At 71.3% G+C, this 12,433-nt stretch carries 10 protein-coding genes and 1 pseudogene; 7 read left to right on the forward strand and 4 right to left on the reverse strand.

What is annotated here, in order from left to right:
• Positions 1–29 precede the first annotated feature (29 nt).
• Together IE272_RS02080 and IE272_RS02085 are read right to left on the reverse strand one after the other, a co-directional pair.
• A complete protein-coding gene (locus IE272_RS02080; RefSeq protein WP_190006119.1) occupies positions 30–950 on the reverse strand; it encodes a Gfo/Idh/MocA family protein in 921 nt (306 codons plus the stop codon).
• A gap of 214 nt (positions 951–1,164) precedes the next feature.
• Positions 1,165–2,385 (reverse strand): RNA-guided endonuclease InsQ/TnpB family protein, encoded by a 1,221-nt coding sequence (locus IE272_RS02085; RefSeq protein ID WP_056707514.1) that lies wholly within the window; start codon positions 2,383–2,385, stop codon positions 1,165–1,167.
• Positions 2,386–2,592: 207 nt separating this feature from the next.
• Between IE272_RS02085 and IE272_RS02090 the strand changes: the two are divergent.
• From IE272_RS02090 to IE272_RS02100, 3 genes and pseudogenes are all read left to right on the forward strand, one after another.
• Positions 2,593–3,109: pseudogene (locus tag IE272_RS02090) on the forward strand (ARPP-2 domain-containing protein); the annotation flags it as partial.
• A 165-nt stretch (positions 3,110–3,274) separates the two neighbouring features.
• Complete coding sequence (gene glnII / locus IE272_RS02095) at positions 3,275–4,309, forward strand: glutamine synthetase (RefSeq protein WP_057662228.1); 1,035 nt, start codon at positions 3,275–3,277, stop codon at positions 4,307–4,309.
• Between the two features lie 360 nt (positions 4,310–4,669).
• Positions 4,670–5,344: a winged helix-turn-helix domain-containing protein gene (locus IE272_RS02100; RefSeq protein WP_050357973.1), complete on the forward strand. Its 675-nt coding sequence runs from the start codon at positions 4,670–4,672 to the stop codon at positions 5,342–5,344.
• A gap of 79 nt (positions 5,345–5,423) precedes the next feature.
• Here IE272_RS02100 and IE272_RS02105 read toward each other — a convergent pair whose 3' ends face one another.
• Entirely contained in the window at positions 5,424–7,571 is a 2,148-nt protein-coding gene (locus tag IE272_RS02105; RefSeq protein WP_190006120.1) for an MMPL family transporter, read from the reverse strand.
• A 241-nt stretch (positions 7,572–7,812) separates the two neighbouring features.
• On the opposite strand from IE272_RS02105, the gene IE272_RS02110 reads away from it, so the two are divergent.
• Together IE272_RS02110 and IE272_RS02115 are read left to right on the forward strand one after the other, a co-directional pair.
• On the forward strand, positions 7,813–9,081 hold the full coding sequence (locus IE272_RS02110; RefSeq protein WP_190006121.1) for a sensor histidine kinase: 1,269 nt from the start codon (positions 7,813–7,815) through the stop codon (positions 9,079–9,081).
• Complete coding sequence (locus tag IE272_RS02115; RefSeq protein WP_056706521.1) at positions 9,066–9,713, forward strand: LuxR C-terminal-related transcriptional regulator; 648 nt, start codon at positions 9,066–9,068, stop codon at positions 9,711–9,713. Before IE272_RS02110 ends, IE272_RS02115 begins: the two co-directional genes overlap by 16 nt.
• 17 nt (positions 9,714–9,730) lie before the next feature.
• On the opposite strand, the gene IE272_RS02120 is transcribed toward IE272_RS02115, so the two are convergent.
• The gene (locus IE272_RS02120) at positions 9,731–10,225 is read right to left on the reverse strand and encodes a MarR family winged helix-turn-helix transcriptional regulator (RefSeq protein ID WP_056706522.1); all 495 of its coding nucleotides are present in this window, start codon (positions 10,223–10,225) and stop codon (positions 9,731–9,733) included.
• A gap of 33 nt (positions 10,226–10,258) precedes the next feature.
• Between IE272_RS02120 and IE272_RS02125 the strand changes: the two genes are divergently transcribed.
• Both IE272_RS02125 and IE272_RS02130 read left to right on the forward strand, forming a co-directional pair.
• Positions 10,259–10,801 carry a carboxymuconolactone decarboxylase family protein gene (locus tag IE272_RS02125; protein WP_190006122.1) on the forward strand — a complete coding sequence of 181 codons (543 nt, stop codon included), beginning with the start codon at positions 10,259–10,261 and terminating at the stop codon, positions 10,799–10,801.
• A gap of 119 nt (positions 10,802–10,920) precedes the next feature.
• Complete coding sequence (locus IE272_RS02130) at positions 10,921–12,426, forward strand: DUF1996 domain-containing protein (protein ID WP_190006123.1); 1,506 nt, start codon at positions 10,921–10,923, stop codon at positions 12,424–12,426.
• Positions 12,427–12,433 lie beyond the last annotated feature (7 nt).

Below are 12,433 nucleotides of genomic sequence, written 5' to 3' on the forward strand. Positions count from 1 at the left end.
AGCCGTCCTGTGCCGCTCCCGCCCGCCGGTCAGTCCGCCTGCGCCTGCGTCTCCGCCGCCACCAGCAGCTCCGTGAGGTGGAGGCCGAAGCGCGCGTCGCAGGCGTGCGGAACCCCTGTGCGTACCGCTTCGGCCAGGGCGTCCACCGCGCCCCGGAACGCGGTCTCCGCGCCGTCCCAGCCGGGGATCGACGCCGTGCCCCGCTCACCCCGGAACTCGATCTCGACGCCTGCCGCGCCGGGCGGGGCGCTCAGCCCGAGCGTCACCGTGCTGGACGCGCCGGAGGTGTGGCGCAGGATGAGGTGCGTGGTGTCGGACGGCCCCCGGGCGGCGGTCAGGTGCTCGACGTCGCCCAGGACCGGAATCAGCACGGAGAGCGCGTGCGGGCCCACGTCCCACAGGCCGCCCTTCTCGCGCCGCCACGGGGAGTCCGCGTACTCGCTGGTCGAGCCCTCGGCGTAGAGCGAGCCCAGCCACTGGGCGCGAGCCGTGAACCAGCCGTCCACCGCGGCCTGTTCGGCGATCCACGCGGAGGTCTCGGGCGCGAACCGGAGCGTGCAGAAGACGACCGACGCCACCCCGGCCCGCTCCGCGGCGTCGGCGACCGCGCGGGCCCCCTCCACCGTCGTGGCGACCGGCTTGTCCATCAGGATGTGGCAGCCCGCCTCCGCGGCCCGGACCGCGAGTGGGGCCTGGACGTCCGGCGGCAGCGCGAAGGCCACCGCGTCGCTCGTCTCCAGGAGTGCGACGATGCCCTCCTCACCCGTGTACGCGCGGGTGCCGTGGGCGGCGGCGAGGGCGCCGGCCGCCTCGGCCCGGCGGCCCCACACCCCGCTGAGTTCGACGCCGGGATGGGCGGCGAGCGCGGGGGCCTGGGTGTTGCGTGCCCAGGGGCCGGTGCCGAGGAGGCCGATGCGCAGGGGGGCGGTGGTGCCGGCAGCTGAGTCCATGGGGCCAGTGTGCCGGGTGCGCCGACCGGTTGTGCAGGGGGCCGGGCGTCCGCCGCCCGTGCAGTGGACCGGGACGCCCGTCGCCCCCCCTGCACGGGGAGCCGCTCTTCGCGCGGGACGTCGCCGGGCCGCCGAATGCGGGACTCCGGCGCGGGCGCGACTTCCGAGACTTGCCTTTGAATCCTCCCCACCCTTCAGGGAGGGGATTCCTGGCTCAGGCTGCCTCCTGGAGCAGCGCTCCAGGAGGTCTTCTGCCATCGGTACCAGCCGGGGTGAGACCAGCCCGGACGAGCATCACGCGTGCGGAGTTCTTGTCCCGAGGGGACACGGCTCCGCACGCGGTACAGGTGTAGGTACGTTCACCCAGCGGCAGCGCGTGTTTGGCTCTCGCATCGCAGCGACCGCAGTCCATCGTGGTGTACGCGGGATGCACCAGACGGATGTCCCGCCCATGCTTACGTCCCATCTCCATCAGGACGGTTTTGGTGGCGCCGATGGCAGCATCAGCGGCCTTGCGGGCCATGGTGGTCCTGGCGAGGAACTTGGGGCGGAAGTCCTCGACAGCAATGGCGTCATGGTCGCGGACGACCTTCTTGGCCCATTTGCGTCCGGTGTCCTCGCGCTGCCTAGCGACCTTTTTGCACTCCTTCGCACGCAGCTTCATCGCCTTGCGGTAGCCCTTGGATCCGGGGCGGCCCTTCTTCGGCCTCCGGCGAGCCATCATCCGGTCGTACCGGGCCACCTTCTCCCGGGCCTTGCCACCGTGCTCGGCATGCTGAAGGTCGTGCGCGTCGGACGTCGTGGTCGCGGTCGCTTTCACACCCCAGTCGACACCGAGCACGCGGCCGGTCTCCGGCAAGGGCTCGACCTGAGCGGGAACAACGAAGGAGCAGTACCAGTGCTCAAGGCTGTCCTGGTACACGCGCACCGACGACGGCTCGTGCGGCAGTTGCCGCGACCACACCACGGTAACGACGATGCCGCCCGCCAAGTGCAGGCGACCGTCCTTCAGCCGGAACCCACGCATCGTGTAGCTCAGAGTCGGCAGCGTCTCGCGTTTCGTCTTCCACTTCGGCATCCCGGCCCGGCGTCCAACAGGCAAGCGCTCGGTGATGTCCCTCTGCGCCTTTGCGCGGGAACGGCCGAAGTCGCGGATGACCTGCTGCTGGGCAACCGAAGACCCCTCACGCAGCCACGGCGAACGGGCACGCGCCTCGGTCAGCATCCTGTCGAGCTGAGCCGGGCCACACGTGGCCTTCTCACCCGCGGACTTGCTGTGCAGATGTACGGCCCTGGACTTGGCGACACACTCGTTCCACACCCAGCGGCACCGGTCCCACTCCGCCCCCAGCAAGGTGCCGGCGGTGGACGACACACGCAGCCGGTACGTGTAACGGACGTGCCCGGCTTCAGCAGCCCGCGCCACCTGCGCCATCTCGCCCCTCTTCGTAGCCCGGCCGGACACCACGCTGCCCCGAAGGCCCGGGGAAACCATACGTACGACAGCAGCACAAGAACACCTCCATGCCGCAAGCGCCACCCCGACCAGCGATCATGGGTGCATACGTTCCCATCGCCACGGCAACGCGGGGCGGGCGGGCGAGGTGTTGCGGGTGTGGCGGCGCCGGCTGGATTCGGAGCGGCGGACGACCGTGGCGCACGTCAACCCCGTATACGACGCGCAGGGTTTCGGCGTGCGGTGGCCGGCAGCGGGGGCGGCGCGCCTCGGGCCGTCCCGCTGCCGCCGCTGCCGCATCACGGGCTGGCCAAGCGGCCGCCCGGCGACCGGCTGCGGTTCCTGCCGTTGCACCTGGCGCTGGAGGGCTATCTCGCACTGCACTTCGGCGGTCCGTCGGCCGCCCGACCGGGTGTACCGGATGAAGTCCTTCACCCTGTGGCGGTTCCTGCCGCCGTTCGTCCGGGACCGGGGCGGGCAGCACATCGGGGAGACGATCACCGATCACCGGGGGCAGGTCGCCTACCTCAAGACGTTCCGGCTCTCCGACCCCCAGATCCGCCGGGGACATCTCCTGCGGACCCTGGCCGGGGCTGACTGGGAGCTGGACCGGGCGGCCGCCGCGCTGGGGTCGAGCCGGGAGGAGCTGATCCGCCGGCTGCGGGCGGCCGGGTTCTCGGCCCTGCTCAAGGGCGGTGCCTGATGACCTCCCCGAAGCCCCCGGGCAACGGGTGAGCGGTCCGGATGCGGGCCTCCCGTAACGCAGGAAACCTCGGTAACACGGGGTTCACATCCGGGCAACGGACGGGAAATCGCGTCTTGCCAAGCTGCGACGCATAGACCGCTGCACCCGCAAAGGATGGCGTCCGTGACGTTCAAGGCTGAGTACATCTGGATAGACGGCACCGAGCCGACCGCCAAGCTTCGTTCCAAGACGAAGATCATGGACGGCGCGCCGTCGGGTGACGTGGCGGATCTGCCCATCTGGGGATTCGACGGCTCCAGCACCAACCAGGCCGAGGGCCACGCGTCCGACCGGGTGCTGAAGCCCGTCTTCACCTGTCCGGACCCGATCCGCGGCGGCGCGGACATCCTCGTCCTGTGCGAGGTCTTCAACATCGACATGACGCCGCACGAGTCCAACACCCGTGCCGCGCTGCGTCCGCTCGCCGAGCAGTTCGCGGGCCAGGCCCCGATCTTCGGCATCGAGCAGGAGTACACCTTCTTCGACGGCCACCGGCCGCTCGGCTTCCCCGAGGGCGGCTTCCCGGCCGCGCAGGGCGGCTACTACTGCGGTGTCGGCGCGGACGAGATCTTCGGCCGCGACATCGTGGAGAAGCACCTCGACAACTGCCTGACGGCGGGGCTCGGCATCTCCGGCATCAACGCCGAGGTCATGCCCGGCCAGTGGGAGTTCCAGGTGGGCCCGCTGTCCCCGCTGGAGGTCTCCGACCAGCTGTGGGTGGCCCGTTGGCTGCTCTACCGCACCGCCGAGGACTTCAACGTCTCCGCCACCCTCGACCCGAAGCCGGTCAAGGGCGACTGGAACGGTGCGGGCGCGCACACCAACTTCTCCACCCGGGCGATGCGCGAGGGCTACGACGCGATCATCACCGCGTGCGAGTCGCTGGGAGAGGGCTCCAAGCCGATGGACCACGTGAAGAACTACGGCGCGGGCATCGACGACCGGCTCACCGGCCTGCACGAGACCGCCCCGTGGAACGAGTACAGCTACGGCGTCTCCAACCGCGGCGCCTCGGTCCGCATCCCGTGGCAGGTCGAGCAGGACCAGAAGGGTTACATCGAGGACCGCCGCCCCAACGCCAACGTCGACCCGTACGTCGTCACACGGCTGATCGTCGACACGTGCTGCACCGCGCTGGAGAAGGCCGGCCAGGTCTGATCCCGCCGCCCGTCACGCAGGAGGGGCCCGCCGGTTCGCCGGCGGGCCCCTCCTGCGTGGGCGGTGACGGCCGGGCGTGAGGAACGTAACGCCAAGGGTCCGTATCGACGGGCGAGAGGAGTCTGATGCGCCGCCGCGATTTCTGCTTCAATGGAGCACATGGCCAGCTACCAGCACATCGCGTCGGGTCGCAGTGACCTCGAACCGTTCTGGCCTTCCCGTCAGCACCATGATTTCGACCGGGTGTGTTGCCGCGCGTGGAACGCGCAGGCCCACTAAAGCCGCTCACCCCGGCCTTCGGTCCGCGCGTACGACGTAAGTCCGTCCCTGACGACTCCTCGCGCGAAAGAGCTGACCCTCATGGCGAACACTCGTACTTTCTCCGCCGCGTCCGCCGCCACCGCGGCGTCCCCGGCGCCCGCTGCGGCCCGTCCCACCTCCCGCTCCCTCCCCGCCCACCCGAACCGGCACCGGCTGCGCGCGGTCGACAGCGACGAGGTCGCCGGGCCGGCCGACGTGACGGACTTCCTCCCGCCCGGGGCCACCTGGCTCCCCGCCCCGCAGCACACGCTGCCCACCCTGCCCGGCCAGCCGCCGATGATCGGCTACCTGGTGCTGGTGCCGGCCGACCAGCAGCCGGCGCTCGCGGGGGCCGTCGCCGCCGCCTCCCGGCTCCAGTCGGGCGGCTCGCCGTTCCCCCAGCAGCCGGCGCCCGACGCGACGCCCGCCCCGGCCGCCGACGCGGGAGCGTCCGCGGGCCCGGTCCGGATCGACGCCACCCGGCGTACGGCTTCGGTCGACGGCGTCGTCCTCGACCTCACGTACCTGGAGTTCGAGCTGCTGTCCCATCTGGTGGCGTACCCGCACCGGGTGCACACCCGCGACCAGCTGGTGACCACGGTGTGGGGTTACGGGCACGTGGGCGACGGGCGCACCGTCGACGTCCATGTCGCCCGGCTGCGCCGCAAGCTCGGTGCGGAGTACCGCCGTTCGATCCAGACGGTCCGGCGGGTGGGGTACAAGTACACGCCCTGACCCGCCCGGTCCGCCGCGTACGTCCGGCGGCCCCGGACCACGGTTCCTCCTCACCGTGGTCCGGGGCCGTCCGGGCGTCTCAGACCTGCTGGGCCGCCGGAGCCGGCGCGTCCACCGGCCCGGCCGGCTCGCCGTACTCGTCGTGACGCTCGTCCTCCAGGCTCGGCAGGCGTGAAAGGCCGCGCGGAGTACGCCAGTTGCGCTCGCCCAGGAGCAGCATCACGGAGGGCAGCAGCACCATCCGTACGACGGTGGCGTCCAGCAGCACCGCGACGGCGAGGCCGACGCCCATCTGCTGCATGTCCTGCATGGACAGGGTGCCGAACACCGCGAACACCGCCACCATGATGGCCGCGGCCCCGGTGACCGCCCCGGCCGTGCGGCGGATGCCGGTCTCGATCGCCGCACGGTTGTCCAGGCCGCCGCCGCGTGCCTCCCGGATCCGGGAGACGACGAACACGTGGTAGTCCATGGACAGGCCGAACAGGACGACGAGGACGAACAGCGGCATCCACGCCTCGATCGCGCCGACCCCCTCCGAGCCGATGAGCGACGCGCCCCAGCCGTGCTGGAAGACGGCGGTCATCACGCCGTAGGAGGCGGCCACCGAGAGCAGGTTGAGGGCGATGGACGTCACCGCGATGACGTAGCTGCGGAAGCAGAACAGCATCAGCAGGAAGGTGACCGCCGTGATGAAGGCGAAGACCGGGACGATGCCGCGTCGGAGCTGGTCGTTGAAGTCGACCGATCCGGCGGTATCCCCCGTGACGTGGGTCTTCGCCCCGGTGCCGTCGAACGCGGCGGGCAGGCGCTTCTCCCGGAGTTCGGTGAGGTCGGCCGTGCCGCCCGGGAGGGGGATCTCGATCTCGGCGACGTCCTGGTCCCGGTGGACGGTGACGTCCTCGAATCCGTCGAGGGCCTTGCCGACCTCCGGGGCGGTGATGTCGGGTGCGGTGACGACGACGAGGGCGGGGGCGGGGCCGCCGGGGAAGCTCTCGGTGATCCTGCTGTGGGCGATGGAGAGCTGCGAGTCGGAGCCGAACTGCTTCTCCAGGCCGAGGGATTCGGTCTTCATGCCGAGGGCGGGCGCGGCGAGGGCGAGCAGCAGGACGACGGCGGCGACGGCGAAGGCGCGGGGCCGGGCGAGGACGGGGCCGAGGACCCGGCCGACGATGCGGCCGCTGCCGGAGTGGCCGTGCTTGGCGCGGCGGTTCAGCAGCGGGATGCGGCCGGCGTCGATCCGGTCGCCGAGCCAGGAGAGCAGGGCGGGCAGGACGGTGACCGAGCCGAGCATCGCGATGAACACGACGATGATCGTGGCGAGCGCGAAGCCCTTGAACAGCAGGAGCCCGGAGAGGAACATGCCGCCCATCGCGACCATCACGGTGAGGCCGGAGACGAGTACCGCGCGGCCGCTGGTGGCGGCCGCGATGCGCAGGGCGGTCTCGGCGTCCCGTCCGGCGGCGCGTTCGTCGCGTTCGCGGCGCAGGTAGAAGAGGCAGTAGTCGACGCCGACGGCGAAGCCCATCAGGAACATCACCGAGTAGGTGGTCTGGAACAGGTGCAGTTGGTGGCTGGCGATCGACAGGAGGCCGAAGGCGGCCATGCACGCGGTGAGGGCGAGCCCGACCGGGAGCAGGGCGGCGACCACCGCGCCGAAGGCGACGAGGAGGATGCCGAGGGCCAGGGGTACGGCGGTGAACTCGGCCTTCTTGAAGTCCTCGGCCAGCAGGTCGCCGAGCCACTTGCCCGCGCTGGCCTCGCCGAACTGGTGGATCTCGGTGTCCGGGTGGTCTTCGCCCACAGCGGCGACCGCGTCCAGGACGGGTTGGATCCGGTCGGAGGAGGTGGCGGCCTCGCCCTTCATCTCGAAGGCGATCAGGGCGTCCCTGCCGTCCTCGGAGGCGACGGGCGGGGCGATGTTCTGTGCTTCGCCGGTCTTCCGTACGGCGTCGGCGAGGGCTTCGGCGGCCGGCTTCCAGTCCCCCGCGGCGGGGGCGGAGACCATGACGAGTTCGCCCGCGGGCTTGTCGAGTCCGGTGTCGAGGAGGATCTGCTCGGCTCGGGCGGACTCGCCCGCGCCGTTCTCCGCGTTGGTCATCTCGACCATGCCGGTGGCCCCGCCGATGCCCGTGGCGAGCACGACGAAGAGCAGCCAGCCGAGAACGGCCGTCTTGCGATGGTGGGTGCTCCACACGCCGATGCGTGCGGCGAGATTGCGCCTCATGCGTTTCTCCCCCGGAGGTAAGCGTCAGGTAAGTGATCGGGACGCTTCGAATCTAGGAATCGGCCGCGGTCCGCCCCAGCCGTCGGAGCCCCCGGTCGCGGAGGCGTAGGGGGCGGGTCCGGGGGTGGTGCCAGGTACACCCCCTCCGGGTGGCGGACCGGCTGACGCGGCGGGGCGGGGCCGGGTGAGACTGGCACCCGGAACGGGACCTGCCCGGCTCCGGTGAGGGGGAGAGACCGCGATGAAGGTGTTCTCGGGACGGCTGCGGCCGTCGATGGTGGCGGCGGGGCGGGGGCTGTTCCTGTCCGTGGTCGGACTGGCGGTGTCCATCACCCTGTTCGTGCTCGCGGTGGTCTCGATCTCCTTCATCCTGCTGGGCATCGGGGTGTTCACCACGCCGGTGGTGCTGGAGGCGGTCCGCAAGCACGCCAACCAGCGGCGGCTGTGGGCGGTGACCTGGTCGGACGTACGGATTCCGGTCCCGTACCGGCGCTTCCCCAAGGATCTGCGGACGGGTGTCACCGGCCAGGTCGAGCGCACCACGCTGATGCTGAAGGACCCGGCGACCTGGCGGGACCTCCAGTGGCTGCTGGTCGACATGACGGCGGGCACGGTGGTGGCGGTCCTGGCGGCGGCCCTGATGATCTACCCCGTCGAGGGGCTGGTTCTGGCGGCGGGCCTGTGGCGGGTGTTCCGCGACGATCCGTACTGGTACGGGTTCGTGCCGGTGGACAGCCAGGCGACGGGGTTCGCGGCCCTGGCGCTGGGGATCGTGCTCTTCCACGCCGGACTGTGGGCGAGCCGGCCGCTGTTGCGCCTGCACTTCGTGCTCGCCCGTACGGTGCTGGCGCCCACCCAGGACCAGGAGCTGGAGCAGCGCATCGAGCGGCTCACCGAGACCCGGCACGAGGCCGTGGACACCGCCGCCTCCGAGCTGCGCCGCATCGAGCGGGATCTGCACGACGGGGCGCAGGCCCGGCTGGTCGCGATGGGCATGAACCTGGGCACGATCGAGGCGCTGATCGAGAAGGATCCGGCGCAGGCGAAGAAGATGCTGGCGATGGCCCGGGAGTCGTCGGCGGAGGCGCTGACCGAACTGCGGGACCTGGTCCGGGGCATCCACCCGCCGGTCCTCGCGGAGCGGGGCCTCGGCGACGCGGTCCGGGCGCTGGCCCTGCGGCTGCCGGTCGCCTCCGAGGTGACGGTGGAGCTGCCGGGGCGGGCGGAGGCGCCGGTGGAGTCGGCGGCGTACTTCGCGGTCAGCGAGGCCCTGACGAACACGGTGAAGCACGCGGAGGCGGAGCGGATCTACGTGGACCTGCACCACTCGGAGGGGATGCTCCGGATCTCCGTGACGGACGACGGCAAGGGCGGTGCGGCCGTCGGATCGGGCTCGGGTCTGAGCGGAATAGAACGGCGACTGGGTACATTCGACGGCGTCCTGGCCGTCAGCAGTCCCGCGGGCGGTCCCACCATGGTGACCATGGAGATTCCTTGCGAGTTGTCCTAGCCGAAGATCTCTTCCTGTTGCGCGACGGCCTGGTGCGCATGCTGGAGGCGTACGACTTCGAGATCGCCGCGGCTGTGGAGACCGGGCCCGAACTGACCAAGGCCCTGGCCGAGTTGGAGCCGGACGTCGCCGTCGTCGACGTCCGGCTCCCGCCGTCCCACACGGACGAGGGCCTCCAGTGCGCCCTGGTCGCCCGCCGGGCGCGGCCGGGGCTTCCGGTGCTGGTGCTCTCGCAGCACGTGGAACAGTTGTACGCACGGGAGTTGCTGGCGGACGGCAACGGCGGCATCGGCTACCTGCTGAAGGACCGGGTCTTCGACGCGGACCAGTTCATCGACGCGGTACGGCGGGTGGCGGCGGGCGGCACGGCGATGGACCCGCAGGTCATCTCCCAGCTCCTGTCGCGCCGTTCGCAGGACAAGCCGATGGGCGGCCTCACCCCGCGCGAGCGGGAGGTGATGGAGCTGGTGGCCCAGGGCCGCTCCAACGCCGCCATCGCCTCGCAGCTGGTGATCACGGAGCGGGCGGTGGCCAAGCACACCTCGAACATCTTCGGCAAGCTCGATCTGCCCCCGTCGGACGACGACAACCGCCGGGTGCTGGCGGTGCTGGCGTATCTGGACCGGGGCTGAGCCGGTTCACCTTCTTTTCAGCCCGTGAACCAGCCCGCCGCGTCGAGCCGGAACGCGCCTCCGGGAGCCATCGTGCGCAGGTCCCGCTCCAGGGCGGTCAGCCGCTCCTCGCCGAGCGTCCGGGCCCATTCCGCCCGCAGCCGGTCGAAGCCCTCGGCCGACCGGGTCAGCAGGTCCTCGCCATGCGGGGTGAGGCGGATCAGGGTGCGCCGGCCGTCGGCGGGGTCCGGGGCGCGCTCCACGTAGCCGAGCGCCTCCAGCTTCTCGACCGTCTTTCCGGCGGCCTGCTTGGAGACCCCGAGCCGCCGCCCGATCTCACTGATGGCCGCGCCGTCGCGTCCCACGGCCTGGAGGGCGAAGCCGTACGCGGGCCGGGCCCGGGGGTGTCCGTGCTCGGCCAGGTCCCGGTGCAGGGCGTCGATGATCGAGCGGAAGCCGGCGAAGAGGAGCAGCGGCAGCTCAAAGCCGTTGCGGGACTCGACAACCTGGTTTACCTTTTTTTCGTCAACCATATTGTCGACCCTAGCCGCTCCGAGAGGTCCGCCATGCCCTTCCCCGACCACACCCCCGAGACCGCCCCGCCCGGTTCACGACGCGCCATGGAGGCGGTGACCGAGCGGCTGGGCTACCGGCCCGCCGCCATCGCCCGGCTCGCCGCCTCGCCCCATGCCCTGGACGGCTTCCTGAAGATCAGCGCGATCTTCGAGTCCTGCACCCTGGACCCGCTCTCCCGCGAGGTCCTGATCATGACGATGGCCACCCGCAACGACTGTCACCTCTGCGTCGCGATGCACACCGCGAAGCTGACCGCCCTGGACGCCGATCCGGCGCTCGTCGCCGCCCTGCGCGACCGTTCCGGAGCCGCGCTCCCGGACGAACGCCTCGAAGCCGTACGGCGGTTCACCCTTGCGGTGCTCGCCTCGGCGGGCGCGGTGGACGACGCGGCCCTGCGGGACTTCCAGGCGTACGGCTACACCGAGCAGAACGCCCTCGAAGTGGTCCTGGGGATCGGCGCGTACACCCTGTCGACCCTGGCCAACCGGCTCACCGGGGCCCCGGTGGACGCCCCCTTGGCCGCCTTCGCCTGATAGTCGGGGGGAGGGCCGCTTTCCGGCCGGGCTTCCCACGAATCGGCCGGGAGGCTGAACGGGCCGCGCCGCCCTCCCGTATGGGACGTCACGCTTCTCCCTCGAAGCAGAGGAGTCCCATGCGACGCACATCGCGCAAGAAACGTTCCACGCTCGCCGACCGGGCCATCGCCGCCTCCGCGGCCCTGATCCTGGGAGGGGGCGGGCTGGTCGCGGTCAACGTCTACGCCTCCGCGGGAGAAGGACCATCCGGTTCTCCGCCCACCCGGACGCAGAACGCCGGCCGCCAGTTGTCCACCATCGACTGCCCCGAAGCCGTCAACGGACTGCCCGAGGTGCCGGATCAGGCACGCGGGGAGGTCGACCGCGAGCTCGCGGCGATGGATACCCAGATCACCGACGCCTACCGGCAGTTCGCGGACCGGAAGGAGCAGATAGCCCGGGACCCCGGGCTGGCGGAGAACGCCGTCCTGGGCCCGTTGCGCGGCAAGCGGGCCGCGAGTCTCGACCGCATCGGCATCGCGATCGGGCGCGTGGCGGAACGGCCGGAAGGACTGGAGAGCCTCGCCGGGTGCAGCCTGCGCGCCGACGACGACCAGGGCCAGAACGCAGGACAGGGCCAGGACCCCGGCGATCAGGACCCCGGCCAGGAGGAAGACCCTGGCCAGGACCCGGGCGATCAGGACCCGGGCGGGCAGGACCCCGGCCAGGGCGAAGATCCCGGTCAGGGTCGGGGCGGCAACGGGCCCGAGGCCGCCGACTTCGTCGACATCCGGTCCGTCCGGCCCGACGCCGACCGGCCCCGCAAGCGCCGCGGCGCGTCCCGGGGCAGCTTCACCACCGACTGCGGCCGCAACGAGAACGGGAAGTTCAACCCGGACAACGTCATCGTCGCGCCCGGCGTGAGCAACGGCGCGCACCATATGCACGATTACGTCGGCAACCAGGCCAACGACGCCTTCGCGAGCGACGACGACCTGGCGGACGGCGCGACCACCTGCCGCAACCAGGGCGACCGGTCGACCTACTACTGGCCCGTCCTGCGCCTGCAGAACGGGCAGGACGAGGACGACGTGGACGCCGACGGCGGCGGCCGGGACCAGAACACCGGGGAGATCCAGACCCCGTCCCGGGTGACGTTGAAATTCGTCGGCTCGCCCGTCGGCAGGGTCACCGCGATGCCGCGTTTCCTGCGGATCATCACCGGGGACGCGAAGGCGTTCACCAACGGCGACGCCAACGCCAACGCCTCGTGGAGCTGCACCGGCTTCGAGGACCGGCAGGTGAAGGACAAGTACCCGATCTGTCCCGAGGGCAGTCAGGTGGTGCGTACGTTCGCCTTCCAGAACTGCTGGGACGGGCAGAACACCGACAGCGCCAACCACCGCACCCATGTGGCGTTCGCCCGGGACGACGGGCGGTGCCCGAGCGGGTTCCGGGCGGTGCCGCAGCTGGTGCAGCGCATCGTCTACGACGTTCCGCCGGGGCCGGGCTTCGCCGTCGACTCCTTCCCCGAGCAGCTGCACAAGCCGGTCACCGACCACGGTGACTTCATCAACGTCTTCGACGAACGGCTGATGAGGAACATGGTGCGGTGCATCAACGACGGCCGCCGCTGCCGCTGACGCGGCG

This window comes from Streptomyces anulatus, from assembly GCF_014650675.1.
In the GTDB taxonomy this organism is placed as follows: Bacteria; Actinomycetota; Actinomycetes; order Streptomycetales; family Streptomycetaceae; genus Streptomyces; species Streptomyces anulatus.